29 protein-coding genes are annotated in these 26,069 nt (G+C 68.5%); 5 read left to right on the plus strand and 24 right to left on the minus strand.

Annotated features, from left to right (window positions below; genetic code table 11):
* The first annotated feature begins 62 nt into the window (after window positions 1-62).
* Window positions 63-1,145 (plus strand): class II fructose-bisphosphate aldolase, encoded by a 1,083-nt coding sequence (gene fba / locus EG854_RS01870; protein ID WP_123286046.1) that lies wholly within the window; start codon window positions 63-65, stop codon window positions 1,143-1,145.
* Here fba and EG854_RS01875 read toward each other — a convergent pair whose 3' ends face one another.
* On the minus strand, window positions 1,146-1,781 hold the full coding sequence (locus EG854_RS01875; RefSeq protein ID WP_123286047.1) for a DUF2799 domain-containing protein: 636 nt from the start codon (window positions 1,779-1,781) through the stop codon (window positions 1,146-1,148). It abuts the gene before it with no gap.
* Between the two features lie 106 nt (window positions 1,782-1,887).
* On the opposite strand from EG854_RS01875, the gene EG854_RS01880 reads away from it, so the two are divergent.
* From EG854_RS01880 to rpoH, 3 genes are all read left to right on the plus strand, one after another.
* Window positions 1,888-2,895 (plus strand): RluA family pseudouridine synthase, encoded by a 1,008-nt coding sequence (locus EG854_RS01880; RefSeq protein ID WP_123286048.1) that lies wholly within the window; start codon window positions 1,888-1,890, stop codon window positions 2,893-2,895.
* Window positions 2,896-2,909: 14 nt separating this feature from the next.
* Window positions 2,910-3,218 carry a GNAT family N-acetyltransferase gene (locus EG854_RS01885; RefSeq protein ID WP_123286049.1) on the plus strand — a complete coding sequence of 103 codons (309 nt, stop codon included), beginning with the start codon at window positions 2,910-2,912 and terminating at the stop codon, window positions 3,216-3,218.
* A 203-nt stretch (window positions 3,219-3,421) separates the two neighbouring features.
* Window positions 3,422-4,309 carry an RNA polymerase sigma factor RpoH gene (gene rpoH, locus EG854_RS01890; protein WP_123286050.1) on the plus strand — a complete coding sequence of 296 codons (888 nt, stop codon included), beginning with the start codon at window positions 3,422-3,424 and terminating at the stop codon, window positions 4,307-4,309.
* Window positions 4,310-4,327: 18 nt separating this feature from the next.
* Here the strand turns inward: rpoH and EG854_RS01895 are convergent, their stop codons facing one another.
* The 16 genes from EG854_RS01895 to EG854_RS01970 all read right to left on the minus strand — a co-directional run bounded on the left by EG854_RS01895 (window position 4,328) and on the right by EG854_RS01970 (window position 18,080).
* Window positions 4,328-5,137, minus strand: coding sequence for a response regulator (locus EG854_RS01895; RefSeq protein WP_123286051.1), 810 nt, complete (start codon window positions 5,135-5,137; stop codon window positions 4,328-4,330).
* Window positions 5,138-5,213: 76 nt separating this feature from the next.
* Window positions 5,214-6,506, minus strand: coding sequence for an adenylosuccinate synthase (locus EG854_RS01900; RefSeq protein ID WP_123286052.1), 1,293 nt, complete (start codon window positions 6,504-6,506; stop codon window positions 5,214-5,216).
* 74 nt (window positions 6,507-6,580) lie between these two features.
* Window positions 6,581-7,729: a phosphoserine transaminase gene (locus tag EG854_RS01905; protein WP_123286102.1), complete on the minus strand. Its 1,149-nt coding sequence runs from the start codon at window positions 7,727-7,729 to the stop codon at window positions 6,581-6,583.
* Between the two features lie 5 nt (window positions 7,730-7,734).
* Window positions 7,735-8,631 (minus strand): DnaJ C-terminal domain-containing protein, encoded by an 897-nt coding sequence (locus EG854_RS01910; protein WP_123286053.1) that lies wholly within the window; start codon window positions 8,629-8,631, stop codon window positions 7,735-7,737.
* 36 nt (window positions 8,632-8,667) lie between these two features.
* Window positions 8,668-12,429 (minus strand): baseplate multidomain protein megatron, encoded by a 3,762-nt coding sequence (locus tag EG854_RS01915; RefSeq protein WP_123286054.1) that lies wholly within the window; start codon window positions 12,427-12,429, stop codon window positions 8,668-8,670.
* Window positions 12,430-12,446: 17 nt separating this feature from the next.
* Complete coding sequence (locus EG854_RS01920; protein WP_123286055.1) at window positions 12,447-12,887, minus strand: C40 family peptidase; 441 nt, start codon at window positions 12,885-12,887, stop codon at window positions 12,447-12,449.
* A complete protein-coding gene (locus tag EG854_RS01925) occupies window positions 12,884-13,543 on the minus strand; it encodes a DUF2163 domain-containing protein (protein WP_123286056.1) in 660 nt (219 codons plus the stop codon). The genes EG854_RS01920 and EG854_RS01925 overlap by 4 nt, the downstream gene beginning before the upstream one ends.
* Before the next feature lie 3 nt (window positions 13,544-13,546).
* On the minus strand, window positions 13,547-14,161 hold the full coding sequence (locus tag EG854_RS01930) for a DUF2460 domain-containing protein (protein WP_123286057.1): 615 nt from the start codon (window positions 14,159-14,161) through the stop codon (window positions 13,547-13,549).
* An 88-nt stretch (window positions 14,162-14,249) separates the two neighbouring features.
* Window positions 14,250-14,789, minus strand: a complete 540-nt coding sequence (locus tag EG854_RS01935; RefSeq protein WP_123286058.1) for a phage tail tape measure protein — start codon at window positions 14,787-14,789, stop codon at window positions 14,250-14,252.
* Window positions 14,786-14,974, minus strand: coding sequence for a phage tail assembly chaperone (locus EG854_RS01940; protein ID WP_123286059.1), 189 nt, complete (start codon window positions 14,972-14,974; stop codon window positions 14,786-14,788). Before EG854_RS01940 ends, EG854_RS01935 begins: the two co-directional genes overlap by 4 nt.
* Window positions 14,971-15,279 carry a GTA-gp10 family protein gene (locus tag EG854_RS01945; RefSeq protein WP_123286060.1) on the minus strand — a complete coding sequence of 103 codons (309 nt, stop codon included), beginning with the start codon at window positions 15,277-15,279 and terminating at the stop codon, window positions 14,971-14,973. Before EG854_RS01945 ends, EG854_RS01940 begins: the two co-directional genes overlap by 4 nt.
* Complete coding sequence (locus EG854_RS01950) at window positions 15,279-15,689, minus strand: phage major tail protein, TP901-1 family (protein ID WP_123286061.1); 411 nt, start codon at window positions 15,687-15,689, stop codon at window positions 15,279-15,281. Before EG854_RS01950 ends, EG854_RS01945 begins: the two co-directional genes overlap by 1 nt.
* A gap of 28 nt (window positions 15,690-15,717) precedes the next feature.
* A complete protein-coding gene (locus EG854_RS01955) occupies window positions 15,718-16,116 on the minus strand; it encodes a DUF3168 domain-containing protein (RefSeq protein WP_123286062.1) in 399 nt (132 codons plus the stop codon).
* The gene (locus EG854_RS01960) at window positions 16,113-16,421 is read right to left on the minus strand and encodes a phage head-tail adapter protein (RefSeq protein ID WP_164461770.1); all 309 of its coding nucleotides are present in this window, start codon (window positions 16,419-16,421) and stop codon (window positions 16,113-16,115) included. Before EG854_RS01960 ends, EG854_RS01955 begins: the two co-directional genes overlap by 4 nt.
* Window positions 16,418-16,684, minus strand: a complete 267-nt coding sequence (locus tag EG854_RS01965; RefSeq protein WP_123286064.1) for a head-tail connector protein — start codon at window positions 16,682-16,684, stop codon at window positions 16,418-16,420. Before EG854_RS01965 ends, EG854_RS01960 begins: the two co-directional genes overlap by 4 nt.
* Before the next feature lie 145 nt (window positions 16,685-16,829).
* Window positions 16,830-18,080 carry a phage major capsid protein gene (locus EG854_RS01970; RefSeq protein ID WP_123286065.1) on the minus strand — a complete coding sequence of 417 codons (1,251 nt, stop codon included), beginning with the start codon at window positions 18,078-18,080 and terminating at the stop codon, window positions 16,830-16,832.
* A 93-nt stretch (window positions 18,081-18,173) separates the two neighbouring features.
* Between EG854_RS01970 and EG854_RS01975 the strand changes: the two genes are divergently transcribed.
* Entirely contained in the window at window positions 18,174-18,725 is a 552-nt protein-coding gene (locus EG854_RS01975) for a hypothetical protein (RefSeq protein WP_123286066.1), read from the plus strand.
* On the opposite strand, the gene EG854_RS01980 is transcribed toward EG854_RS01975, so the two are convergent.
* The 7 genes from EG854_RS01980 to EG854_RS02010 form a co-directional block, all read right to left on the minus strand.
* A complete protein-coding gene (locus EG854_RS01980) occupies window positions 18,722-19,273 on the minus strand; it encodes a hypothetical protein (protein ID WP_123286067.1) in 552 nt (183 codons plus the stop codon). The two genes, EG854_RS01975 and EG854_RS01980, sit on opposite strands and share 4 nt — an antisense overlap.
* A gap of 100 nt (window positions 19,274-19,373) precedes the next feature.
* Window positions 19,374-19,838 (minus strand): HK97 family phage prohead protease, encoded by a 465-nt coding sequence (locus tag EG854_RS01985; RefSeq protein ID WP_123286068.1) that lies wholly within the window; start codon window positions 19,836-19,838, stop codon window positions 19,374-19,376.
* Window positions 19,828-20,148 (minus strand): hypothetical protein, encoded by a 321-nt coding sequence (locus EG854_RS01990; RefSeq protein ID WP_241153087.1) that lies wholly within the window; start codon window positions 20,146-20,148, stop codon window positions 19,828-19,830. The genes EG854_RS01985 and EG854_RS01990 overlap by 11 nt, the downstream gene beginning before the upstream one ends.
* 63 nt (window positions 20,149-20,211) lie before the next feature.
* Window positions 20,212-21,378 carry a phage portal protein gene (locus tag EG854_RS01995; protein WP_123286069.1) on the minus strand — a complete coding sequence of 389 codons (1,167 nt, stop codon included), beginning with the start codon at window positions 21,376-21,378 and terminating at the stop codon, window positions 20,212-20,214.
* Between the two features lie 52 nt (window positions 21,379-21,430).
* Window positions 21,431-22,552, minus strand: coding sequence for a DNA-packaging protein (locus EG854_RS02000; RefSeq protein ID WP_123286070.1), 1,122 nt, complete (start codon window positions 22,550-22,552; stop codon window positions 21,431-21,433).
* 557 nt (window positions 22,553-23,109) lie between these two features.
* On the minus strand, window positions 23,110-25,500 hold the full coding sequence (locus EG854_RS02005; RefSeq protein WP_164461772.1) for a PAS domain-containing protein: 2,391 nt from the start codon (window positions 25,498-25,500) through the stop codon (window positions 23,110-23,112).
* Between the two features lie 64 nt (window positions 25,501-25,564).
* Complete coding sequence (locus EG854_RS02010; protein ID WP_277424041.1) at window positions 25,565-26,065, minus strand: YcgN family cysteine cluster protein; 501 nt, start codon at window positions 26,063-26,065, stop codon at window positions 25,565-25,567.
* Between the last annotated feature and the right edge of the window lie 4 nt (window positions 26,066-26,069).

Here is a 26,069-nt window from a genome sequence, read left to right on the forward strand (position 1 = left end):
TGACTTCGACGCTGTCCCGCGTTACATCCACGTCAAAAGAACAAGGCTCAGGAGGCTACCCCATGGCGCGCATCACGCTGCGACAACTGCTCGACCACGCGGCTGAGGAAGGCTACGGCCTGCCCGCCTACAACATCAACAATATGGAACAGGGTCTGGCGATCATGGAGGCGGCCGAGGCGGTCAACGCCCCCGTCATCATCCAGGCCAGCCGGGGCGCGCGCAGCTACGCCAATGACATCATCCTGGCCAAGCTGATCGACGGCCTGGCCGAGCTGTATCCGCACATCCCGGTCTGCATGCACCAGGACCACGGCAATGGCCCGGCGACCTGCGCCACCGCGATCCAATACGGCTTTACCTCGGTGATGATGGACGGCTCGCTGGAAGAGGACGCCAAGACCCCGGCCAGCTACGAATACAATGTCGACGTCACCCGCCGCGTTACCGAAATGGCCCACAGCTGCGGCGTCTCGGTCGAGGGCGAACTGGGTGTGTTGGGCAGCCTCGAAACCGGCATGGGCGAGGCCGAGGACGGCCACGGCTTCGAGGGCAAGCTCGACCACTCGGCCCTGCTGACCGACCCCGATCAGGCCGTGGATTTCGTCCGCGAGACCAGGGTCGATGCCCTGGCCATCGCCATGGGCACCAGCCACGGCGCCTACAAATTCAGTCGCAAGCCCGACGGTGCCGTGCTGGCCATGAACGTCATCGAGGAAATCCACCGCCGCCTGCCCGACACCCATCTGGTCATGCACGGCTCATCCTCGGTGCCGCAGGACCTGCAGGACATCATCAACCAGTACGGCGGCCAGATGCCCCAGACCTGGGGCGTGCCGGTCGAGGAGATCCAGCGCGGCATCAAACACGGCGTCCGCAAGATCAACATCGACACCGACAATCGGATGGCCATCACCGGCGCCATCCGCAAGGTGCTGGCCGAAAAGCCGGGCGAGTTCGATCCGCGCGCCTATCTGAAGCCCGCCAAGGAAGCCATGCGCAAGCTGTGCATCGAGCGCTATCAGCAGTTCGGCTGCGAGGGTCAGGCCTCAAAGATCAAGCCGTTGTCGACGGCCCAGATGGCCAAACGCTATGCCTCGGGCGAGCTCAACCCCCAGATCGGGGCCTCGGCCCGCGCCGCCTGATCACCAGCTGTAGCGGCTCTGGAAATAGTAGCGCACGTCGCGGGCGCGGCGCTCGGCATCGTCCAGTTCGTCCTGGGCCCGGCGCCACTCGCGGATCGTGTCCTCGCGCTCGCGGCGGAGCTCGCGGACCCGGGCCCGCGCCGCATCGCGGGCTTCTTCGGTCAGGTCCCGGTCGCGGGCCTGCCCCTCGAAATAGGCGATCTTATCGTCGAGGTCGGCGGCCCGGGCGCCCAGGCTGTCGATCCGGCTGCGCGCCTCGCTGACCGCCTGCTCGGCCTGATAGATCTCTTGCCCGTCGCTGAAGGCGGCCAGGAAAGCACCTTCCATCGGGCCCCGGCAGACCCCGGCATAGCTGTTGCCCCGGACCGCCTCGGCAAAGCCGCGCTCGGGCACGCAATAGCCCCGAAGACCGTCCTCGCGCGCCGAGAAATAGGCGGCCGAATCCGGCACGACCCCATATTTGGCGCAGGCCTCGGCATGCGCTTCCAGCCGGCTCTCCGACAGGCCGGCATAGCCGTCACTATACCCCTGCTGCCCCCAGTCCCCGGCCAGACACTGGTCCTCGCTCATGGTCGCGCAGCTGCCCAACGACAGCAGCGCGGCCCCGCCAGCGCACGCCAGAATAATGCGGTTCATGTAGGCCTCCCGATCAGACAGCCGCCACCATGCCGAAGGTCAAGCTTCCCGGCAAATTCGGCACCGACTACCGCACGCCACGGCGCATGCTAAGGTCGCCCGGTCCATGCCCGTGCCCGCTCCTGACCTTGATGAAGACCTCGACGGGGCGACCGTGCTCGAGGTTCAGCTGGACGCCCGCCATCCCCGGCTGGACAAGGCCCTCAGCGAGGCCCTGCCCGACGTCTCGCGCGCCCGGCTTCAGGCCCTGATCGCGGCGGGCGCCGTCACCCTCGACGGCCACATCCTCTCGTCCGGTTCCAGATCGGCAGAGCCGGGGATGTACCGTATCCTCGTACCGGCGCCCGCCGCCGCCGATCCAGAACCTGAAGATCTGGCCCTTACCGTCCTGTTCGAGGATGCGCACCTGATCGTGGTCGACAAGCCCGCGGGCATGGCCACCCACCCCGCGCCGGGCAGTGAGACCGGCACCCTGGTGAACGCCCTGCTGCATCACTGCGGCGACAGCCTGTCGGGCATCGGCGGCGTGGCCCGCCCGGGTATCGTACACCGCCTCGACAAAGGGACGTCAGGCGTCATGGTCGCGGCCAAGCACGACCGGGCTCATCAGGGCCTGACCGGCCTGTTCGCCGCGCACGACATCGAGCGCACCTATATCGCCCTGACCCGGGGCACGCTGACCCCCGAGCGCGGCCGGATCGAGAGCCGCCTCGGTCGCTCGACCCACGACCGCAAGAAGATGGCGGTCCTGAAGACTGGCGGCCGTGAGGCCATCACCGACTATGTCGTTGAAGGCACCTTCGGCCTGCCTGCGAAAGCTGGAGGAGCACCCCTCGCCGCGCGTGTCGCCTGCACCCTTCATACAGGCCGCACCCACCAGATCCGGGTCCATATGGCCTCAAAGGGCGCCCCGCTGCTCGGCGACCCCGTCTACGGGTCTGGCCCCCCGGCCGGCGCGGTCCGCGATGCCATCGCGGCCGCCGGCCTGACCCGTCAGGCCCTGCACGCCGCCATCCTCGGCTTCACCCATCCGATCACCCATGAGCCCTTGCGGTTCGAGACATCCCCGCCCGAAGACATGACGGCTCTTCAGGCACGGCTTGAAACCCTCTGAGAACAGGAGTGCCCATGACCGACCCGGAAATTCGCAACAATACCAACACCCATCGCTACGAACTCGACGTGGACGGCCTGACCGCCACCGTCGCCTATAACCTGACCGGCCCGAACCTGATGATCACCGAGACCCTGGTGCCGACGGCGCTGGAGGGACGCGGCATCGCCAGTCGCATGGCCCGGCACGTCACGGACGACGCCCGTGAACGCGGTCTCGTGATCCTGCCGGTCTGTACCTTCTTCGGCCACTTCTTCCAGAAGCATCCGGACCAGGCCGACGTCGTCCATCCCGACTATCGTAAAGCCCTCGGCCTCGCCTAAGTCTTGAAAAGCAACGGACCCGCGATTATACTCCGCCCAGTTGATCGTGGCTTCGGCGCCACGGCCCGTCGCGGCTGTGACAATGCGCCCCTAGGCAAGGGGGCAACCGATCCCCACGTCGGCTGTTGAGGGGTGAGGCGTCGGTGCACAATCTCGTGGCCGTCTCCGCAGGACCCGCTCGTTTCAGAGGTCGGAGGGACCATATGACTGCCAAGCCAAGCCTCGCGATCATGTCGCCTGAACAGGGACTGTCGCGCTACCTTTCGGAAATCCGGAAATTCCCCATGCTCAGCAAGGACGAAGAGTTCATGCTGGCCAAGCGCTGGGGCGAACACCAGGACACCGAAGCCGCCCACAAGCTCGTCACCTCCCACCTGCGCCTCGTGGCCAAGATCGCCATGGGCTATCGCGGCTACGGCCTGCCGATCGGCGAAGTGATCTCCGAGGGCAATGTCGGCCTGATGCAGGCGGTCAAGAAATTCGATCCGGACAAGGGCTTCCGCCTGGCGACCTACGCCATGTGGTGGATCCGTGCCTCGATCCAGGAATACATCCTGCGCAGCTGGTCGCTCGTCAAAATGGGCACCACCGCCGCGCAGAAGAAGCTGTTCTTCAACCTGCGCAAGGCCAAGAGCCAGATCTCGGCCTTTGAGGATGGCGACCTGCACCCCGAACACCTCTCCGCCATCGCCACCAAGCTGGGCGTATCGGAAGAGGAGGTCACCAACATGAACCGCCGCCTCGGTGGCGACGCCTCACTCAATGCGCCGCTCCGCGCGGATGGCGAAAGCGAGTGGCAGGACTGGCTGGCCGATGACACCGCCGTCAGTCAGGAAACCCAGCTGGCCGAAAGCGAGGAGCGCGGCATCCGCGTCGGCCTGCTGCAGGAAGCCATGGAAGAGCTGACCGACCGCGAAAAGCACATCCTGACCGAGCGCCGTCTCAAGGACGATCCGGTCACGCTCGAAGAGTTGGCCGGCCAGTATGGCGTCAGCCGCGAACGGGTGCGCCAGATCGAGGTTCGCGCCTTCGAAAAGCTGCAGAAGGCCATGCAGGCCGCAGCGACCGAGCGCAATCTGGTCGACGCCTGATCGGCATCACCGCCGCGCCTATCCGGCCTTCTTCAGACCCTCGACCGGCTTCGGCAGGGCGAGGAGTTGGCCGATTGGTGCGGCGACGCTCGCCTTGGTGGTTCCACCTTGCGCCAGGGTGACCTCCAGCGCGCCGACGGCCACGACCAGTCGACTGTCGGCGACCTTGAGCGCCAGCGCCTTGAGCGTCTCGGCCTGCTGTCGGATGGAGCGCACCGCCTGGGGCGGATCGTTGTCGAACTGATCCAGCGCCGCCGCCAGAATCTTCATGGCCTGGTCGCGGATGGCGATGGCTTCCGCCTCCGCGCCCATGGGCCGGTCGCTCTTGCGCTTGCTCGGTCCGGTATATTCGCCCGAGTTGAAACGCCGACGGTCCGGACCGACATAGCTGACACCTTCGACCCAGTCCCGGGGCTTCAACGCCACATTCTCGACCCGCTTGATCAAATCGGCACTGGTGAAGGGTTTGCGCAGAAACTCATGAACGCCCACGTCGCGCGCGCCCTTGATGGTCGTGGCCGTCGCCTCGGACGTCACCATGATCACCGGCACCCGCCGACAGGCCATGTGCGACCGACGCAGGGTTCGCGTGAAGCTCTCACCATCCAGCTGAGGTCCTGACCGCTCGGTGAAGATCAGACCCGGATCCAGTGCCCCGGCCACCTGAAGCCCGCGCGCCTCCGTGGCCTCGACCACCACCTCGCGCGCGCCCAGACTCTTCATCAGATCGGTGATCAGACGTGCAGCATGGGCATTGGGGTCAATGATCAGCACCCGGCCGACAGTAGGCTCAAGACGCGCCAGAAATCGTCTGTCGGGAATCAGCACGCAGGGACCTCGCGAAACGAACCCCCCATACCTAGCCGGAACGCGTTAAAGTCCCATTGAAATGCGGGACTTGCCTTCAGCCGTGGAAGGGGTCCTGCATCAGGATGGTGTCGTCCCGCTCCGGGCTGGTCGACAGAAGGGCCACGGGCGCCCCGATCATCTCCTCGATCCGCCGCACATATTTGATCGCCGCCGCCGGCAGGTCCTTCCACGAGCGCGCGCCCTGGGTGCTTTCCGACCAGCCCTCGACCGCCTCATAGATCGGCTCGACCTCAGCCTGGGCCTTCAGTCCGGCGGGCAGATAGTCCAGCGTCTCGCCACCGACCCGATAGCCCGTGCAGATGTTCAGTGTCTCAAAGCCGTCCAGCACATCCAGCTTGGTCAGGGCGATCCCGTGCATGCCGTTGATAGCGATCGACTGACGCACCAGCACCGCATCGAACCAGCCACAGCGCCGCGGGCGACCTGTCACCGTACCGAACTCCCGGCCGCGATCTGCGATCCGACGGCCATCCTCGTCGAACAGTTCCGTCGGGAACGGCCCTTCGCCGACGCGGGTCGTATAGGCCTTCACGATGCCGAGCACATAGCCGACCGAGCGCGGCCCGAGACCCGAGCCCGCCGCCGCCTGGCCCGCAACCGTGTTCGAGCTGGTCACATAGGGATAGGTGCCGTGGTCCACGTCCAGCAGCGACCCCTGCGCGCCCTCGAACAGGATCCGCTTTCCGTCGCGGTGGGCCTGATCCAGCAGCCGCCACACGGGCTGGCCCGCATATTTCAGGACCTCGGGGGCGATGGCCAGCAGATCGGCCTTCAATGCCGGCACATCCACTTCCGGCAGGCCCAGACCCTTCCGCAGCGCATTGTGGTGCGCCAGCAGGCGGTCGATCTTGGCATCCAGCGCATCGGGATCGGTCAGGTCGCCGACGCGGATCGCCCGCCGCCCGACCTTATCCTCATAGGCCGGACCGATGCCGCGCCCGGTCGTACCGATCTTGGTGGTGCCCGCCTGGGCCTCGCGCGCCTGATCCAGATCCCGGTGCAGCGGCAGGATCAGACAGGCGGTCTCGGCAATGGTCAGCAGCTCGGCGGTGATCTTGACGCCCTGGGCCTCGATCCGCGCAATCTCGTCGCGCAGCGCCCACGGGTCGATCACCACGCCATTGCCGATCACGGACGGCTTGCCCTGCACCACGCCCGACGGCAGCAGGCTCAGCTTGTAGGTGACATCACCGACGACCAGGGTGTGACCGGCATTGTGACCACCCTGAAACCGCACGACCCAGTCGGCCCGGTTCGACAGCCAGTCGACGATCTTGCCTTTGCCCTCGTCGCCCCACTGGGCTCCGACCACCGTCACATTCGCCAAGGGTCACTCTCCGCTTCCAACGCGGGCCGAGCCTATAGCCGGGGAATCGTCCGGTGTCGCCTCAAGTCCGGCGATTATTCAGCGATTGCCGTCGCAAACGCCCAGTCCAGCCAAGGGGTCAGAGCTTCGATGTCGGCCGTGTCCACCGTACACCCGCACCAGACGCGCAGGCCCGCCGGCGCATTGCGGTGCCCCTCCACATCAAAGGCGGCCCCCTCAGCTTCCAGCAGCGCCTTCATCCGCATCACCAGGTCGCGACGGCGCTCTTCGTCCATCGTCACGACGCGGGGGTCAACGATCTTCAGACAGACCGAGGTGGTCGAGCGCGTCCCCGGTTCCTCGGCCAGCCAGTCGATCCAGTCCGTCCGATCCACCCAGGCGTCCAGCACCGCCGCATTGGCCTCGGTCCGAGCAATAAGGGTCTTCAGCCCGCCCACGCGCCCGGCCCACGCAAGGGCGTCGATCCAGTCCTCGATCGTCAGGACGGAAAAGGTGTTGATCATCGATCCGGTCGCCAGCGCCCGGTCGAATCCCTTGTCGTTCCGTAGCCTCAAAACCTTGGGCACCGGGCGGGGCGGTACAAATCCGTCCAGCCGCGCAATGGCCCGGGGCGACAGAGCCGCCACCCCCAGCCCCGCCTCACCGCCCAGCGCCTTCTGGAAGCTGAAGGTCACCACATCCAGCCGTTCCCACGGCAGGGCCATGGCAAAGGCCGCCGAGGTCGCGTCACAGATCACCAGCCCCTCCCGGTCCGTCGCGATCCAGTCCGCACCGGGCGCGCAAACGCCCGAGGTCGTGCCATTCCACGGAAAGACCAGATCGGCCTTCGGATCGACGCGGCTTACATCCGGGAACCGGCCCCACGGCGCTTCCAGGATCTCGGGCTCCAGACCCAGATGATCGCGCACATCGGTGGCCCAGACCTTGCCGAAATTCTCGAAAGCCATGACCTGTACCGGTCGCTCGCCCAGCAGGTTCCACAGCGCCGCTTCCACCGCCCCCGTGTCCGAGCCGGGCACATAGACCAGCGACCAGTCGTCCGGCACCTCCAGCACCGTTCGCGTCAGCGTCAGCCCCTCGGCAAAGCGCGCCACCACCTCGGGCGCCCGGATGCCCCGGCCCAGCAGATCAGTCGGCAGGGCCTCGATCGCCCACCCCGGGCGCTTGGCCGTCGGCCCCGCCGAAAACCACGGCCGTTGCGGCTTCACCTTAGGCCGTTCCACGCCGGTCACAGGGCACGCTTTCGCAGTGCCTCGGCCGCCCTGGTCAGCTCCGGCACATCCTCGCCCGGCAACTGGATCATCAGCCGCACCTTCAGGTCGCCGCGCCGGCCGCCGGCAAAGGCGCCCTTGCCCTTCAGCCGCATCATCTGGCCCGAGTTCGATCCCTTCGGCACCGTCAGATTGACCACGCCGTCCGGTGTCCGCACGGCCACCTTGCCGCCCAGCACCGCATCCGACAGCGGCACGGCCAGATCCATGGTCAGGTCCGCGCCATCGCGCTGGTAAAGCGCATGCGACGCGATCTTCAACTCGATCAGGGCGTCTCCGGCCGGACCACCGCGCGGCGAGGGCACGCCCTGCCCCTTCAGCCGGATCATCTGACCGTCGTCGGCGCCCTTGGGGATCGTCACATCCAGCGTCCGTCCGTCCGAGAACTGGATACGCCGGGTCGAGCCCTGGATGGAGTCCTCCAGACTGATCTCCAGACTGGCCCGGACGTCCTGGCCCCGCGCGGGCCCACGGGCAGCTCCGCCCCGGGGCCGTGCGCCTCCACCGCCGAACATGCCGCCAAAGATGTCTTCCAGATCGATGTCGTCGAAGGTCGTGCGGGCGCCACCACCGCCAAACCCGCCACCGGGAGTGCCGCCCGCGCCGCCCCGGAACCCCCGGTACTGCTCACGACCGTCAGCATCGATCTCGCCCCGGTCGAACTTGGCGCGCTTCTCGGCATCGCCCAGCAGGTCAAAGGCTGCTGTGATCCGCTTGAACCGGTCCTCGGCCGCCGCGTCGCCCGGGTTCTTGTCGGGGTGAAAATCCTTGGCCAGCTTGCGAAAGGCCTTCTTGATTTCATCCGCGCTCGCGCCCCGGGACACACCCAGTTCCTGATAGGGGTCGCCTGCCACGGTTGATCATCGCTCCTGATAGCTCAAGGCCATCAGTTAGGGCATGCCACCGCCTTCGCAAAGGGCCGTAACCGCTTCCGGCCCCCAGAGGCCGTGGATTGACACCTGCGACACGGCAAAGCGCGCCCCCTCGCACCCGCCCGGGAAGTCGGCCACCCGATCCGCTTCGGAATACAGCCACTCTGTGCCTGCGACCTCGACCGCGCGCCGCTCGGCGTCACCGTCCAGAATCCGCACCCGGAACCGCAGGGGATCAACCGGCTCCGGTTCCCCCTCCCAGCTGTCACCGCCGACACGCGTCCGCGCGATCCAGCCCAAGGCCAGACCGGCGTCCGTCGACCGCACCGTCAGATGCACCGGCCGCCAGGGCCGCTCTGCCCGCCCCGTCAGGACATGGGTCAGCTCGCTTACGAACGGGCCCGACGGCACCGCACCCCCGGCTCCGGCCCGCCACAGCAGCGGCAGGCCGTATTCCTCCCGCATCGGTCCCAGCTCGACCAGACTGTCATCCAGAAACACGACGGCTGCCCCGGTTGCCGCGTCGGCCTCCGCCTCGGGCTCGCCGCCGCCCTGCCCGCGCAACAGCCCGCTCAGCCGCCAGACGTCCCCGCCGACCAGTTCCGCCGTTCGGTACTGGATCACTTCCCATCCGGCCCCGGTCTCGACCGCCACCGCATTGGCCCCGGCCAGCACCGCCAGCGCCTCACGGCTTTCGGGCGACCGCCCTTCGATCTGCACCGTCAGGGCGGCCATCTCGTCCCAACGTCCACAGACGCCGGAGGTCAGAGGTTCGGTCAGTGAGCCCACACTCGCCGGGCCACGCGCCACCCCGCGCAGGGTCTGGCTCAGGGCGTCCGGCCCCGCCGTCACCGCATGCCGCGACCAGGGATCAACTGCGACCGCCGCCACGACGCCGCCCTCCGACCGCCCGACCAGCGGCGGCAGTTCCAGAATCCGCATCCACGGCGCCCCCGCCGGCCCCAAGCGATCCGGCAGCCGCCAGACCGGCGTCCCGTCCTCGATCTCCGTCACCGGGACCGGCACCAGCACCGCCCGCGCCGCCTCGTCCACGGCGATGCGCTCCACGCGCCACAGATCGTCCTCGTCGACCATCTGCACTCGATCTCCCGGCTCAAGCATCAGCGCCTGCAGCGGGCCCAGCGTCAGCGTCCGGCGCTCCACCCCCTCCAGCCCCGCCGCCACCCGTGCCGCGAACCGCCGCGCCTGTGCCTCGTCACAGACGGCGGGCAAATCGACGTCCAGCCCCGCGACCGCATCGCCTCCTTGGTCCCGGCTCAGCGTCACCGATCCGGTCTGATAGTCATCTGCCAGGTTCAGATACCGCACCCGTACCCGATCGGGGTTCTCGTCCACCGTGTGATCGCGGACTTCGGCACCCCCTTCGTCCGGCAAGGCCAGACCCTGCGGATCGATCGTCACCACCGGGCCATCGTCGTCGGCCCTCAGCGTCAGCTGACCACCCGCTTCGCTGACCACCAGGCCGAGTCCAGCGACCAGCGGGCCCAGTGCCTCCCGCACGCTCATCGGACGGTCGACCACATAGCCCTCGATCCGGTCCCGCACAGGCCCGATCACCGGCTCCTCCTCCGGCCCGATCCGTCCCGCCAGATCGGCCAGCAGGCCTTCGGTCTCGCCCAGAAGCCGTCCGTTCAGCCAGTGACCGGTGTCCCATGCCGGAGCATCGGCCCACAGCTCCGGTCGCCCCGGAAACGCCGGCCACGGCCGCGCGTCCCAGCACCAGGCATCGGCCCCCTCCACCATCCGCCCGCCATAGACACCCGACACCGGATTGGCCGCGCTGTCGTCCAGATGGTTCAGCACGGCCTCCAGCGCCCGGCGCTGCATCCGGTCATCCCGCGCGCCGCTGGACCCGGGCGGCAGCGCGCTCTCGGCGCTCTTCGGATCCTGAAACAGATTGGGGGCATTGCCGCCTCGGTCGACCGCCGCACAGCCGAACTCGGTCAGCCGGATCGGCTTCATGCCCGGCACCCAGGCGGTCGGGCTGGTCGACCTCGCCCCGCCGGGCCGATCATGGTGCGCATGGCTCCACCAGCCCTTCAGATCCTTGGCCCGGAACACCCAGTCCTCGCCGTGGGCCAGATCGGCAATCGGCGTCCGCACCTGTCCCGCCCGGTCCGCCTCATCGGCATAGAACCAGTCGAAATGCTCCCCACCGGCCATCTGCATCGCCAGATAGGCCGGGTCATCCGGCCCCTCATAGCTCGCCGCGTCCAGCCCGCCGTCGCCCGCGCGCCAGTCCCCCAGCGGCGGGTACCAGTCGATGCCGACATAATCGAGCGCCAGATCGGCCCACAGCGGATCGAGGTGAAACATCACATCGCCGGAGCCATCGTCCGGCCGATGCCCGGAATATTCGGACCAGTCCGCCGCATAGGACAGGGCGACCCCCGGTCCGACGATCGCCCGGCATTCGGCCAGCAGATCGCGAAAGGCCGCGACCGCCGGATAGCCGCCGCCCGCGTCCCGACTGGTCGTCAGCCCGCGCATCTCCGAGCCGATCAGCAGGCCATCGGCCCCCGTCTCTGCCGCCAGCGCCGCATAGTGGCGCGCCAGGCGCCGCAGGCCCCAGCCGTCCGCTGTACCAAACACCGCCGCGACATCGGCCCCCGCCGTCGCCGGTTCATCCGCCACGATCCGCCCGCGCCAGGGATAGGCCGCCTGCTCCACCCCGCCAAAAGGATCGCTCAGGCCATTGCCCGGCGGTATGTCCATGAAGACGAACGGATACAGCGTTACCTCCAGCCCCCGCGCCTTCAGCTCCGCTACCGCCTGCCGCACGGCGTCGTCCGAAGGCGTCCCGCCATAGGCCGGAGCCCCGCCAACCTCGCTCACCAGATGCGCGCTCGCACGGTCCAGACCTGCCACCGACCAGTCCATCGGCACCGTCGGCTTGTCGCGCCGCTCCACCCCCGGTCGGATCCTGCAGTGCCCGGCCCTCAGGTCCGTCCCGAACCAGCCGATCACCAGGCTGACCCGCTTCAGGTTCGGACAGGCCGCCGTCAGCTGGTCCAGCGAGACGATCAGGTCCGGCCGCCCCTCGGCCGAGGCCACATTCTCCACCTCGGTCCGGGTCAGGCCCGCACGTCGCACCACAGGCTCGGTGGCCAGCACGAATTCCCCCGCTCCGGGGATCAGGCATACCCCCTCCAGCCGGTCCTCCAGCGCCGCCGCCCCGCCCGTCGGTCGCCGAAACACCTCGAACGCCAGCTGCGGCACGCGATTGCCGAACGCCGCCAGCGGCAGGTCCTCGAACACCACATAGGCCGTCCCGCGATAGGCGGGGGCCGCGCCCGCCCCCTCGACCGCCTCGATCAGCGGATCGGGCATCTGGTCCTCGGTCCCCCGATGGATACGCAGCGTCGCACCGGCCCGGTCCAGTGGTTGCCCGTCGGCCCAGATGCGCCCGATCCCGTCGATCGGCCCCTCACAGACCGCGACGGCAAAGCTCAACGAATAGGCATAGGACTCCGTGCGCGGCCCACCCTTGCCGCCGCCCTGCTCATGCCGCTGTTCCAGAAACCGCGCCGCCCAGATCACCTGACCCGTCACGCGTGCCCGCCCCAGCACCAGCGCCATCGGCGCCCCCTCGGCGGTCGACTGCAGGCGGATCGCTTCCAGCCTCGGGCCCACCTGTCGCGCCGGCCCCAGACTGGCCACCAGCCGCTGGTCCAGCATGCCGCCCAGCGCCCGGCCGATGGCCTGCCCGACGCCCCCGCCCAGAGCCTGGCCCAGTCCTCCCAGTACGGCCTGCGCCATGCTGTCTCCTCACGTTTTCAGAATATGCGCTCGGGCCAGGTGAAGGCCACCGCCCGCTTCTTCAGCCACCAGTCGCCCATCCAGCTCTCGATCACCGACCGGCCCCAATAGGCGTGGATCAGTCGCGGCTCGGGCGGACCGACCGCGCTCAGGATTCCGCAGTGTTTGACCGGCACATCGGCCCGCATGCGGAACAGCAGGACATCGCCCGGCTGTGCCGCATCCACATCGATCTCGATCAGCCAGCGCCGCGCCGCCATGAGCAGCGTCTCGGCCCCGCCCGCCTCGGCCCAGTCCGGCGAATAGGGCGGCAGGACCTCGGGCTCCGGCCCGATCACCTCACGCCAGACGCCCCGGATCAGTCCCAGACAGTCCGCCCCCTCGCCCCTGAAGCTGGCCTGGTGGCGGTAGGGCGTCCCGACCCAGCCTCTGGCGGCCTCCAGTGCTGCCGCCCTCACCGGCGGCTCCGGCCGTCATGCCGGCCTCCATCGACAGGGTGCGCAGCAATAAAGTCATCGCCCGGAGTGTCGGGAAAGCCCCGGAAATTGACCCCGTTTCCAAACGTCCCGACGCAGGTTTCCCAGCGCTTGTCGCAACGCGCACCGGGATGCGCCTCCAGGTCCACCCCGCACCGGCCGTCGCCCAGCCGCGCCTCGCACAGTCGGCCATAGGTCCGCCCGATCTGCCGATCCAGCGCCGCCAGCGGTCCCTCCAGTTCGACCGTCAACCGGCCGCCTTCGCGCTTCAGGGCGCGGATCCGCCCGACCCACAGCCGCACCTTCAGGTCCGGCCGCATCCAGTCGACGCGCCACAGCTCGACCCGCGCCCGATCAAACAGACCCGCTCCGATGGCCGCCTCGGTCAGGGCATCGTCGCCCTCGCCCAGATGGCCCGCCAGCGTCAGGCTGCCGGGTTCGAACCCGGCTTCGCCCTCGCGCGCGCCGGCCTCAAACCCCTCGATCGGGGAACAGGGGGTGCCGTCCACCGCCAGCACCTGGTCATGATCGGTAAAGCCCAGCGCGACCCCGTCCGCCCGCGTCACCCGCCAGGCATGGCAAAGCGTCGCCGCCCCGGACTCGATCCGGGCCGCCATCTCTTCGGGAATGTCGCGCATGGCTCAGACCCGGATCTCGATCAGCGGCATGGCCACCATTCGCCCGCTGCCAAAGCTCTCCAGCGTGATCTCCAGCCGGTCGGCATCGAATCGCACCGGCGTGTCGAACCTGAAGCCGGCAGTGATCTCCGCCCCGTCATCCGGCGCACTCGCAAATGTCACGACACCGGTCGTGACATCGACGCTCCAACCCTCCGGCGCTTCGATGCCGTCCACAGCAATCCTGACCGATCCCTCGACCGGCTTGGCGATCCGTCTCAGCGTCCCGCCATAGGCCTTCATCAGCGGGAACTGCGTGGTGACCCCATCCCCTGTGCCGATAGCCTGATCACCCGGGCCGGGCTCCGCTCCGGGCACACAGGATTTGAAGTCGGCAAAGTCCCGGAACCGGAATCCGTACAGCCGCCCCTGTCGCGCTTCGAAAAAGGCCGTCAGCGCCGCCATGTCATCCAGCGACCTCAGCCCCGCCCCGATCAGATACCGCCGCCGACCGCTGGCCCAGGGGGTTGACCGCCGCTCATGGCCGGACGCCAGCGTCACCACCTCCGTCCGCCGCTCCACCCCGCCCGTCGACCCGAACGCGAGCCGCACCGGCAAGCTCACCTCATGAAAGCTCATCGGGTTGTCGCTCCGGAGATTTTGTCATCCCCGCGAAGGCGGGGACGTGCAGGCAGGCTCACCTCATGAAAACTCATCGCATCCCCCCTTAGTACCGGCGCGCGCCCAGCGCCACGGCCCGGGCCAAGGCCTGGGCAATCTGCGTCTCGGAGCGCAGCAGGCCCGGCGTCCCGCCCTCAACCTTCAGGTTCAGCACCAAGCCGGGCCCCTCGACCCCGCCGACGATGCCCGCCTGCGAGGGACGGAACACTTCGGGCCCGCGTTCGCCGACCAGATAGGCCCCGCCCGGCATCACCGGTCCGCCCTCCGCCCGTGTCCCCGAGAACAGCCCGCCGACCGCATTGGCCAGCGCCTCGCCCAGCCCGCCGCCACCGCCGCTCATCAAGGTGCCGACCGCCGAGTTGGCCGCCGCCAGCACCGCCCGTGCCAGTTCCGCAAGCGTAATCTCTCCGTCCGCCGCCGCCCGCGTCAGCGACGCAGCCAGACTCTCACCCGCCCGGTCAAAGGCCTGCTCGATCGACCGCGCCGCACGCTCGGCCGGTTCTTTCAGGCTCTCCAGCGCGGCCGTCGCCTCGGCGGCCTCCAGCGGCACGGTCTCCAGCCTCGACGGGCCAAATGTGTCCGTCATGCTCTTGCTCCCTCGTCAGGCCAGTCCCGGCTCAGCCGGTCGAACTCCGCGCGGCTCAGCGGCGACGCCTGCCCCGGCATCCGCGTCAGCGCCTGCCATTCCGCGATCGACAGGGTCCAGAAGGCGTCGGGCGTCAGGCCCAGCCGGACCGCCAGCCTCAGCCGGCTCGCCCAGGCCTCCGTCATCCCTCGCCTCCACCCACAGCGGCAAAGGCCTGCGCCACAGCTTCGGCTGCAACGCGCGGAGAAATCGCGGCCTGCTCCAGCCGCCCGGCCAGCTCACGCTCCCCGCCCCCATTCAACAGCGCCGCCAGCACCGCCATCAGGTCCCGCGCCGTCGGCCGTCGCAGCCGCTCGACCAGACCCTCGACCCCCGACACCTCCAGCGCGGTCTCGATCTCGGCCAGCGCCCCCAGCGTCAGGCACAGCCGACGCGACGACCCGTCCAGCTCGACCAGCACCTCGCCCCGCGCCCCATTGGCCATCCGCATCAGATCGCCTCGAAGGTCAGTTCACCGGCGCTTGCCAGGCTCAGCGCAAAGCTCGCCTCGCCGTCGTGCTCGCCGGCATATTCCAGCGCCGAGACCACGAACCGTCCTTCCAGCCGGCCGAAGTCGGGCACGATCACCTGCCAGCGGTCCGTGCTCTGGGCAAAGAAGGCCTCGCGGATTCGCGCATCCGACGCCGCATCGCGGAAGATGCCCTGGCCGGCGATGGCCGCTGTGCGCACCCCCGCCCCGGCCAGCAGTTCGCGCCAGCGCCCGGCGCTGTCCGCATCGGTCACATCGACGGCGCGCGCATTCAGCGACACCGTCCGCGCCCGCAAGCCCGCCACCGTCAGAAAGGTATCGGGGTCCGTCTCGATCTTCAGCAACAGGTCCTTGCCGCTCTGGGCCGCCATGGGACTCTCCTCGATGGTCTTGGGGTTGTCAGATGTCCTGGGTCACCGCGCGCACGCGGATCACGGCCCAGGTCGTCAGTCGGTCATCGGCGGCAAAAACATCGCTCAGCGGCACCTCCAGCTTCAGGCTGCGCACCCCGTCGGTCTCGATCACCGCGCCGCTCAGGCTGAGGCGCACCGCCGCCGCCACCGCCCGCGCCTCCTCCGTCCCGCAGAACCTCGAGGCGACGATCAGCGTCAGCTGATGTTCCACCGCTCCGCCGCCCCCTGCCATCGGTCGGCTCTGGCTGCGTCCCAGCTTCACATGCGGATAGACCGGGTCCGGCGGCGCCGCATCCCAGACCCGCCCGCCTATCAGCGCGTCCAGCGTCGCATCCGCCTTCAGCCGTGCGAGGATGCCCTTCTGCAGGGCCAGCTCATGGCTCATGCCAGCCGCTCCAGCTCAAGGTCGGTTTCCGCCGGGCCGGTCGCCACCGCCAGGATGCGCCAACGCACCCCCTCGAACTCCAGCACCCGCCCCGCATTCAGACGCGGGTCCAGCCCCGTCGTCACCCGCCACGTCTCGATCCGCTGCTGGCCGTCCGGACCGCTCCGGCGTCGCCCCCCGACCTTGCCGGGGTTCAGCCAGATCTGGCCCAGCAGTTCATAGGTCCGCGCCTGCCCGCCATAGGGCGTCTCGGTCACGGTCACCGCATACAGGGCCGCCAGCACCCGCCGCGCGGCCGCGCTCAAAGCCGCACCATTCGATAGGGCGCGATCCACGCCTCGACGGCCTGCGCCGTCATCTCCGCCAGCCCCCGCTCATACGCGATCAGGGTCAGCATCATCACGGCCAGCCTCAGCGGCGCGGGACTGTCGGCGTCCAGCGCCTGATCCACCTCACCCTCGACCCGCGCCTGCGCGGCCTCGATCAGGGTCTGGATCAGACCATCCTCGCCGTCATGCCCGACGCGCAGAAAGGCCTTCGCCTCGGCCAAGGTCACCGGTGCGGTCATTGAATTCTCGCTTCGCTTGAAAGTGGCGAGTGTCGAGTGACGAGTGGCGAGTTCGCCTGCTCACTCCCGACAGCTCGCGTCTCACCCGTCCGGCCAGCGACGAGCGGCTCTCGCCACTCGTCACTCGCCACACGTCACTCCGCGTCTAGGATGCGGAGAACTTCATCACCTTGATGGCGTCGAAATTCTGCACGCCCCCGCCCACGCGCTTGGTCGTGTAGAACAGCACATAGGGCTTGGCGGAATACGGGTCGCGCAGCACCCGCACCCCCGCCCGGTCGACGATCAGATAGCCGCGCTGAAAGTCCCCGAACGCGATCGCTGCGGCATCCGCGCCGATGTCCGGCATGGTCTCGATCTCGGTCACCGGATAGCCCAGCAGGCTGGCCGTATCCCCCGGCCGCTGCGCCGGCTGCCAGATATAGTTGCCGTCCCCGTCCTTGAACTTGCGCACCGTCCCCACCGTCCGGCGGTTCATGACAAAGCGCGCATTCGGCCGGTACAGCGCCTTCGGCGCATAGATCAGATCGATCAGCCGGTCGGTCGGGTTCGATACGGGAAACGCTCCGGCGGCCCCGCTGGCGACATAGCCGATCTCGCCCCATTCCTGACCGCCGTCCTCGACCAGATCATAGTCCAGAAAGCCGCGCGGCTTGTTCGTGCCATCGCCATTGACGAAGGCCTCGGTCTCCTGGGCGGAAAAGGCATCCTCGACCTCGGCGGCCAGCCATTCGTCCAGATCGATCAGCGCATCATCCAGCAGGCTCTGGGTCGCGGCGGGGCAGGCGTACAGATCCGCCGACGGAAACTCCAGCAGCGCCAGGGTCGCCGGATCGGTCTCGGGCCGGGCCGCCGTTTCCGCCACCCAGCCGGCCTCGACCCCGGCGGTCGAAACGGGCTTTCTGAACACGCCCGAGCCGACCGTCCGCACCGTCGCAATCTCGCGCATGGGCGAGCCCGCCATCAGCCGCCGCTCGATCGCCCGTTCCGTCTCCGGCGGCACCACATAGCCGCCCGAGCTCGGCCCCGACGACAGCCCTGCCTTCAGCTCCAGCCCCACCGTCGACCCGCCCGACATATAGGCCGCGAACGCCGATTTCGTCTCCTCCCCCTTCATGGGGGAGGTGGCGGCAAAGCCGCCGGAGGGGGCAACCCCATCACCCAGTTGCGGCCGCCTCGTCTCGCTCAGCGCCCGGTCCAGCCGCGCCTGGGCGGAGCCGACCGCCGCATCGATGCGCGCGACCTTCTCTTCCAGCAGCGTATCGGCCGAGGCCTTCTTCTCCAGCTCCGCCAGCCGCGCATCATTGGCGCCCTTGAAGGCTTCAAACGCGGCCATAACTTCATGCATGGCGGCGCGCGTCTCGGGCGAGCCCGACACGGTCTTGGTCTCTTTCATGGTGTCTCCTTGATGGCGTCCGGCAGTCCGGAATACGCCTTCCCATCCGCCGCCCGGTGCGGCAGTCTCACCCCCCTGACGGAGGGAATTCCCATGCGTGCATCCACACTCGCCGCCGCGCTCGTCCTGGCGCTGGCGTCACCGCTTGCGGTTCAGGCCCAGGACCCGGCCCCGGCGACCGCCACGGCGCCTGCCGCCGACCCCGCCGATGTGGAGACGCCCGAGGCCATTATCGCGGCCGTCTATGAGGTCATCTCCGGCGACGCCGGCGTGGCCCGCGACTGGGACCGCTTCCGTTCCCTGTTCCACCCGACCGCCCGTCTGGTACCGACCGGTCTCAACCCCGCCGGCGACATGGTCGTGCGAGTCTGGACGCCCGAGGAATACATCACCCTGGCCGGTCCCCAGCTGGAGCGCGGCGGGTTCCACGAGCGCGAGATCGCCAGCCGCACCGACCGGTTCGGCTCCATGGCGCACGTCTTTTCGACCTATGACAGCCGTCGCACGGTCGCCGACCCCGAGCCCTTCGCGCGCGGGATCAACAGCTTCCAGCTGATGCACGACGGCGAACGCTGGTGGATCCTCAGCATCTACTGGACCGGCGAAACCGAAGCCTCGCCCATCCCGGCAGAGTATCTTCCCTAGGCCCGGCCCTCGCGCGCGGCCCGGTCGAACAGGGCCGCCGCGACCAGCCAGCCGGTGACAAACACCACCGTGATCCTCAGCGGCAAATCCTGCGCCGTCGCATCCGCATAGAGGGCCAGACCGACCTGACCGGCGGCCAGCGCCACCATCACCAGGCTCAACCCGCGCGGCTTGAACCGGGCGATCAGGGCACCGACCACCCCGACCGCCAGCACGGCCCAGACCCGGTCATTGGCCGGATTGTCCTCCGACCCGATCAGGCCCACGGCCAGATTACCGACGCCCAGCACAAAGGTCGTGCCGATCGCCACCGCCGCCCCCAGCCTGTACGTCAGACTGTCCGAGGCGCGCAGCACCAACTCTCCGACCCCGCACGCGATGGCCAGCAGCACCGCCATCAGGGCGAAATCAAACAGGCTCCACTGCACTTCGCTCGTGAACTGCATGGCCACCGCCGGTGCCAGCAACAGGGCCACGGCCCCGCCCCACATCACCGTCCGCATCACGGCCGTCTGGCCGTCCACCGCTTTCACCGTCTCACCGCTCATGCCGCGCTCTCCCTGGGCCGAAGTTGAGCCCTGTTCCTGCGCCCGCGCCCCCTGAGCGTCCTGAGCGAAACCTGAGCAGGCGGTGAAATCGCCCCGGCACCTAATGAAACCGGGCCCCCGGAAGCATCGGGAAGGTCACCAGAGACACCTCCCAAAGGTCCACTTCGGCCAGCACCCTCAGCCGCCCGTCGCGCCTGGCCCGGATCGCACGAAAGCCGATCGACAGGCCGTCCAGTGCCCCGGCCCGCACCAGCGCCGCGGCCATCCGTCCCTCGGGCGTGATGTCCAGGATCTCACCCTCGACCCTCAGGCCGCGGTCGTCCTCCTCGATCCGGGTCCACACCCCGACCGGCGTGCGCTCGCCGTGCTGGTACAGCATCCGCACCCCGGCCGACCCACGCCGCGCCACACTGGGCGCAAACGCGCCCCGCATCACCACATCCCCCGCCAGATCCGCCACACCCCACAGCGAGGCATAGCCGGTGATCAGAAGCGACGAGTGACGCGTGGCGAGTGGCGAGGGCAATGTCGGGTCGTCATCCACCGCCCGGGCGTCATAAGCCATCGGCCTGCTCCTCGCCGGACGCGCTCGTCACACGCCACTCGCCACTCGCCACTAAAACCCTCTCAATCCGCTCCACCGCCCGGCGCGTCGCCAGGCTCTGCTCCTCCAGCCGAGCCAGCCGTTCGGCGACCAGCCTCTGCTCGCCCACGCGGGCCTCCAGCGTCGCGATCCGTGCCGCTGCCCCTCCGGCCCAGATCAGTCCGCTGACCGTCTGCACCATGAGCGCCGCGATCAGGGCGACGGGTATGCGTTTAATGTCGTTCATGCCGTTAATGCCGTTCTCCCAAAAGTGGCGAGTGACGAGTGACATGTGACGAGCAGGGGGCAGGATTCGCACTCTCGCCTCGCCACTCACCACTCGCCACTCGCCACTTCACTTCCCCACCCCCGCCATCTGCCGCCGCTCGTCTTCGGTCAGGAAGGTCGCGGCATTCAGCCGGGCCCACAACGCGTCGCGCTCGGGTGACAAGGCCGGCACCGCCTCCAGATCGGCCTCGATCCGGCATCCGGGCAGGCGCGGCGACAGCCAGGCCGTCAAGGCTCCGGCGGCCTTGCGCACCAGCGGCACCACCGTCTGCCGCCAGAAGGCGACATTGGCCTCGCGATAGTTGGCATAGGTCGCATCCCCCGGAATCCCCAGCAGCTGCGGCGGAATCCCGAACGCCAGCGCGATCTCGCGCGCTGCGGCGTGCTTGCCGGCGATAAAGTCCATCTCGGCGGGCGTCAGGCTCATGGGCTTCCAGTCCAGCCCGCCTTCCAGCAACAGCGGCCGCCCGGCATTGGCAGGCCCCGCATGCGCCTCGCCCAGCTCGGCTTTCAGCCGCTCGAACTGTTCCGTGGTCAGCCGTTCGCCGTCCCGCGACGCATAGACCAGCGCCCCGCTCGGCCTTGCCGCATTGTCCAGCAGCGCCTTGTTCCAGGCGCCCGAGGCATTGTGCACATCGATGGCAAAGGCCGCCGCCTCAAGCGGCGAAAAGCCATAGTGGTCGTCGATCGGGTGAAACAGCTTCAGATGCATCACCGGCATCCAGCCGTCCGCCTCCCGCCCGATCCGCACCGACCGCCCCGCGAGGCCATAGTCATAGGCCTCGGGCCAGCCGTGCCGCCCCGGAACCACCTTCACCCGGTCGGGGCGCAGCGACCACAGCTCCTCCGGCAGGCCGCCATCGCCGTCGCCCGCCGCTTCAACATAGGCATTGCCCGCCGTCTGCAGCGCGCCATACAACCCCTCCAGAAACTCCGCCCCCGACTGCTCAGGATTGGGCCGCGCCAGCAGCTGCGCCAGTCCGTGGTCGCGGCACAGCGTGTCCTTGTCGAACACCCTCAGCGGCACCGACGCCGCCGCCTCGGCGATCATGCGGGTAGCGCGATAGGCGACCGGGTTCTTGCCGAACCCCTCCCGCGCCAGCTCAGCATAGTCGCGTGGCGTCCAGCGCGGCCGGCCACCTCCGGTCAGGGCGATCAGCGCCCCGGCCCGACTATCCTTGATTTCGGGCACAGATGTCGTGCCCCGGCGCAGGCGCCAGCGGGACCAGTCCATGGCGATCTCCTTCGTTCTCGTTGTCAGTTGACGACGCCCGGAGCGGCCCGCCTCAGAGGGACCGCAGGCGCGGTTCGCCCCGCGGCTCCAGCATCAGATGGGTGATGGCCCACACCAGGGCGTCGGCGCGGTCGGGGCTTGGCCCGCCTTCGCCGCTTCCCAGCGCCATCATGTCTTCTTCCAGCGCGGGCAGGGCGGCGCAGTGCACCACCCGTCCCTGCTCATACAGCGCCGCGACCGGCTCGGCCCGCGCCCGCTTCGAGCGCGTGGCATGGACCGACCGCACCGGACAGGCACAGCCCGCCTGAACCAGCAGGGTCCGCACCATATCCCCGCCCTGATTGACCTCGGCGATCACCGCCTCGGCCCCTTCACGCTCGACGATCGACGCGACCACCCGGGCCCAAGCCGCGGGCGACAGGCCGCGCACCGTCTCATCGGCCAGCACATAGGCTGTGTGATCCCGGCGCCCCGCAACCACAATCCCGCAGGCATCGCCGTGGGCCGTCGCGGGCGGGTCCACCGCCACCACCACCCGGTCCAGTTCGACCGGACGCGCGCCTCGGGCCCGCGCCAGATCCTCGGCGCGGAACAGGGCCCCGTCGGTCTCGACGATCTGCCCCTCCAGCTCCTGCGCCTCCAGCCGTGTCCCGGCATAGAGGCGTCTCAGGTGGCCCAGAAATCCCGGGGCCAGATTGTCCGCGTTAACCTCTGTCCCCGCCCGGCTGACCTCGACACCGGGCTCGGCCAGCAACCGTCGCAGCGCCACCATCGGACGCGGTGTCGTCGTCACAACCAGTCGCGGATCGGCTCCCCGTCTCAGCGCAAACCGCAGTGTACTCAGCGTCCGCTCGGGATTGCGCCAGGCACAGAACTCGTCGACCCAGGCCGCGTGAAACTGCGGCCCGCGCAGCGCATCCGGGTCCTCGGCTGAATAGGCATAGGCCACCGAGTCATTGGGCCACCGCAACCGCCTGCGGCTCGCTTCCCAGACCGGCCTGTATCCGGCCTCGCCCATCGCCTTCAGGCCCGACGGCCCCTCGATCATCACCTCGCGCACATCGTGCAGCGCCGGTCCCACCAGCGCCAGAACCTGTCCGTCCGTCCGCGCTCGTTCGCTCAGCCAGAGCGCCCCGGCAAAGGTCTTGCCCGACCCCCGCCCGCCCAGCAGCACCCACGTCGCCCAGTCCCTGTTTGACGGCAGCTGATGCCTGTGTGCCCGGGGGGAAGCCCTGATCGCCTCCCTCACCTCGCTCGCCGTCAGGCTCGCCAGCCACTGCTGCTGGACCTCGAACGGCCCTGAGGTGATCGAGACGGGACTGCAGTTCGGCCCGAAGTAGGGCCTCCTCGGCGGGGTCTTCGATGTCACCGTTTGCGTCGCCCTCTTCCGCGTCCTCGACCGGGTTCCGGGACCGGGCAGGCGGGCTCGCCAGCGCCACCACCGCCTTGCTGGCGCGCGCCACGTTCGTCACCAGCCGCGCAAAACGATCCAGCCCCGCCACATCGGCGGGATCCAGCTCGACCTGTGGCAGTATTTCCATCACGCGATCGGTCTGGGCGGCCAGCAGTTCAAACTGCTTCCGGCTCCAGCGCTCCGCCCCGTCATCCCTGTTCCCGGCCATGGATGAACTCTAGCCGACCAGCGTCCTCAGGCGCGCAAGTCGGTCCGACAAATATCTATCATCTTGTTTTGACGCGATTTCACACGCCGAGGGCGCACATCCGGGCGTCTCAGCCTGCCGCTGCCAGGTCCTCACAGGCCTCGCTTGCGCCCAGCACACGACTGATCGTGGCCATCAGTTCCGCCACCTGGATCGGCTTGCCGACATGGGCGTCCATACCCACCTCATGGCACGTTCGCACCTGTTCGGGCTGCACATTGGCGGTCAGGGCAATGATGGGCACCCGGCCCGCTTCCCCGGCCATGGCCCGGATTTCACGGGTCGCGGTCAGGCCATCCATGACCGGCATATGCACATCCATCAGCACCAGATCGTAGGTCCCGCTGCGCACGGCCTCCACCGCCTCGGCGCCGTTCTCGACCCCGTCGATCGACAGCCCCATCCCGCCCAGAATGGCCGAGACCAGCTCCCGGTTGGCCGGAGCGTCATCCGCCATCAGGATCCGCAGCGTCCCGTCGACCGCTGTCTCTGCGTCGTGGCCACCGGCGACCTGCCCGGGGTCCGCCGGCACCAACGGCACCTCGAACCAGAAGGTCGAGCCGATCCCCGGCTCACTGTCCACGCCGATCGTGCCACCCATCATCTCGATCAGCCGACGCGAAATGGCCAGGCCCAGCCCCGTCCCGCCGAAGGTCCGCGTGGTCGAGGCATCGGCCTGCACGAACCGCCGGAACAGGGTTGCGGCCTTCTCCTCGCTGATGCCGATGCCCGTATCCGATACGGCGACCCGCAACCGGCCATCCTCATAGGTCGCCGCCACCGTCACCCCGCCCTGGCCCGTGAATTTCACGGCATTGGACAGCAGGTTCAGCGTCACCTGCCGCAGTCGGCCCTCATCCCCCATCAGGCCAGCCGGCACGGACTCATCCGTCGTCTGTACCAGCGTCAGCCCCTTGGCCTCGCACTGGCTCTCCACGATCCCGACAGCGCCCGCAATCATGCCGCGCGGATCAAAGGCCAGCGGGTCCAGCCCGACCGCCTCGGCCTCCAGCTTGGAGTAATCCAGAATGTCGTTGATCACGCCCAGCAGGGCATCGGACGAGGTGGCGATCCGGTCGACGTAGCGGCGCTCGTCCGGGCCCAGGTCTTTTGACTCCTTCAGCAGGCCGGCAAAGCCTATCACGCTGGTCAGCGGTGTTCTCAGCTCATGGCTCATATTGGCCAGGAATTCGGTTTTCGTCCGGGCAGCAGCCTCCGCCCGGTCCCGCTCCGCCATCAGGTCATCTTCCAGCTGCTTGGTCGCCGTGGCGTCACGCGCATTGTCCTGGATTTCGATCGGTCGGCCGTTTTCGTCCCAGAGGATGCTGGGCTGGGCATCCAGCCATCGATAGCTGCCGTCCTTGTGCAGCCCACGGTAGCGCAACTGCGGTGACGGCCCGCCGGGGCCAGCAGCAAAGAAATCCGCATAGGCCTGCTTCACCTGCGGATGGTCATCCGGGTGGATCACGTCCCAGGTCTTGCGCCCGATCAGCTCATCCGGTTCCCAGCCTGTCAGACGCGTGATCGCGGGCGACACATAGCGGAACGTACCGTCCAGCGCGAAGACCGCGATGATGTCACTGGTCTGCTCTGCCAGATTGCGGAACGCCCGCTCGCTGGCGGCGACCGCATCGTGAATTCGTTCCTGCTCGGTCACGTCCTGGAATACGCCGAACATGGCGGTGACCTTGCCGTCCGGCCCGCGCTCCGTATCCGCATGGGTCAGCACCAGGCGCTCGGCCCCGTCCCGGCGGATCAGTCGCATCCGGTGCTTGTAGCCCTCGCCCGTCTCAAGCCCGCGTGCGATCGCCTTCATCAACGGCGCCCGGTCGTCCGGATGATAGAACCCCACGGCATCGTCATAGCTGGGATCGAACGCGCCCCGCTCGACCCCGTGGATGCGATAGACCTCGTCCGACCAGGTCACGGCCATCGTCTCGGCATCCAGCCGCCATTGTCCCACCCCGGCCATTTCCTCAGCCAGCCTCAGCAGCTCCAGCCGCTCGGTCTGCCTTCGGGTCAGGTCGGCCTGTTCGAGGAATTCTGCGGCCAGCCGCCCAATCTGGGCCAGGCCCTCGACCCGACTTTCGTCGAAGTCCGGATGCGGCTTCACATCCATCACCCCCACCGCGCCGATGGCCTTGCCCCGGCTGTCGCTGATGGTCGTCCCGGCAAAGAAGCGGATGCCCGGCTGGCCCGTCACCATCGGGTGGTTCTTCAGCGTCGGATGCAGGTGGGAATCGCGCACCACCAGCACCGCGCCCGGCCCCATCCCGACCAGTATGGCCGAAGCACTCTGGTCGCGCGCCATGGCGTTCTGGTTCAGGCCCACATTGGCACGGAACAGGGTCTGATCGCCGTGGATGACGGAAATCATCGCATGCGGCATGTCGAACAGGGTGCACGCCAGTGCGGTCAGGCGGTCCAGCGGGCCCTCCAGCCCCGAACCGTCCGTCATCATCGAGGCGCTCTTGCGGCGTTTCTCTCCCATGCCGCAAGGGTCGGACAGAATAGCGAAATTTTGGTTAGCGCCGTCTCCGAGTCCCGGTCCCGCGCTCGACCATCCATTCCGGCGCCTCATAGGCCAGGGCATCTTCCGGCTCGTGCAGTGCCAGTTCCGAAATCGTCTGGCCGCGGATCGAAACCCCGGCCGTATGGACCGTTTCGGGGTCCCCCGAGACCAGCGGATGCCACTCCGCCAGCCCCCGCCCCTCCGCCAGCCGGCGATAGGCGCACGACCCGGGCATCCAGCCCAGCTGCGACACGTTTCCCGGCGTCAGCTTGATACAGTCCGGCACATGCCGCTCGCGCTCCAAATAGTTGGAACAGGCACAGGTCGTCGGATCGAACAGCTTGCAGTGCACCTTGGTCGGCACAACCTCGCCCGTATCCTCATCCTCGAACCGCACCAGACAGCACAGCCCGCACCCGTCGCACAGCGCCTCCCACTCCTCGGGCGACATCTGTTCCAGGGTCTTCGTTTCCCAGAAGGGCTTGGACGGGGAGGGGTCAGGCTTTACATGCACCCCT

The organism is Brevundimonas halotolerans, assembly GCF_003730275.1.
GTDB lineage: Bacteria > Pseudomonadota > Alphaproteobacteria > Caulobacterales > Caulobacteraceae > Brevundimonas > Brevundimonas halotolerans.

Excerpts from the sequence above, each read along its gene's own strand:
- fba (WP_123286046.1), top strand. The coding sequence starts at position 63 with ATGGCGCGCATCACGCTGCGACAACTGCTCGACCACGCGGCTGAGGAA.
- EG854_RS01875 (WP_123286047.1), bottom strand. The coding sequence starts at position 1,781 with ATGAACCGCATTATTCTGGCGTGCGCTGGCGGGGCCGCGCTGCTGTCG.
- EG854_RS01880 (WP_123286048.1), top strand. The coding sequence starts at position 1,888 with ATGCCCGTGCCCGCTCCTGACCTTGATGAAGACCTCGACGGGGCGACC.
- EG854_RS01885 (WP_123286049.1), top strand. The coding sequence starts at position 2,910 with ATGACCGACCCGGAAATTCGCAACAATACCAACACCCATCGCTACGAA.
- rpoH (WP_123286050.1), top strand. The coding sequence starts at position 3,422 with ATGACTGCCAAGCCAAGCCTCGCGATCATGTCGCCTGAACAGGGACTG.
- EG854_RS01915 (WP_123286054.1), bottom strand. The coding sequence starts at position 12,429 with ATGGCGCAGGCCGTACTGGGAGGACTGGGCCAGGCTCTGGGCGGGGGC.
- EG854_RS01925 (WP_123286056.1), bottom strand. The coding sequence starts at position 13,543 with ATGCGCGACATTCCCGAAGAGATGGCGGCCCGGATCGAGTCCGGGGCG.
- EG854_RS01930 (WP_123286057.1), bottom strand. The coding sequence starts at position 14,161 with ATGAGCTTTCATGAGGTGAGCTTGCCGGTGCGGCTCGCGTTCGGGTCG.
- EG854_RS01935 (WP_123286058.1), bottom strand. The coding sequence starts at position 14,789 with ATGACGGACACATTTGGCCCGTCGAGGCTGGAGACCGTGCCGCTGGAG.
- EG854_RS01940 (WP_123286059.1), bottom strand. The coding sequence starts at position 14,974 with ATGACGGAGGCCTGGGCGAGCCGGCTGAGGCTGGCGGTCCGGCTGGGC.
- EG854_RS01945 (WP_123286060.1), bottom strand. The coding sequence starts at position 15,279 with ATGCGGATGGCCAATGGGGCGCGGGGCGAGGTGCTGGTCGAGCTGGAC.
- EG854_RS01950 (WP_123286061.1), bottom strand. The coding sequence starts at position 15,689 with ATGGCGGCCCAGAGCGGCAAGGACCTGTTGCTGAAGATCGAGACGGAC.
- EG854_RS01955 (WP_123286062.1), bottom strand. The coding sequence starts at position 16,116 with ATGAGCCATGAGCTGGCCCTGCAGAAGGGCATCCTCGCACGGCTGAAG.
- EG854_RS01965 (WP_123286064.1), bottom strand. The coding sequence starts at position 16,684 with ATGACCGCACCGGTGACCTTGGCCGAGGCGAAGGCCTTTCTGCGCGTC.
- EG854_RS01970 (WP_123286065.1), bottom strand. The coding sequence starts at position 18,080 with ATGAAAGAGACCAAGACCGTGTCGGGCTCGCCCGAGACGCGCGCCGCC.
- EG854_RS01975 (WP_123286066.1), top strand. The coding sequence starts at position 18,174 with ATGCGTGCATCCACACTCGCCGCCGCGCTCGTCCTGGCGCTGGCGTCA.
- EG854_RS01980 (WP_123286067.1), bottom strand. The coding sequence starts at position 19,273 with ATGAGCGGTGAGACGGTGAAAGCGGTGGACGGCCAGACGGCCGTGATG.
- EG854_RS01985 (WP_123286068.1), bottom strand. The coding sequence starts at position 19,838 with ATGGCTTATGACGCCCGGGCGGTGGATGACGACCCGACATTGCCCTCG.
- EG854_RS01990 (WP_241153087.1), bottom strand. The coding sequence starts at position 20,148 with ATGTCACTCGTCACTCGCCACTTTTGGGAGAACGGCATTAACGGCATG.
- EG854_RS01995 (WP_123286069.1), bottom strand. The coding sequence starts at position 21,378 with ATGGACTGGTCCCGCTGGCGCCTGCGCCGGGGCACGACATCTGTGCCC.
- EG854_RS02005 (WP_164461772.1), bottom strand. The coding sequence starts at position 25,500 with ATGATGACGGACGGTTCGGGGCTGGAGGGCCCGCTGGACCGCCTGACC.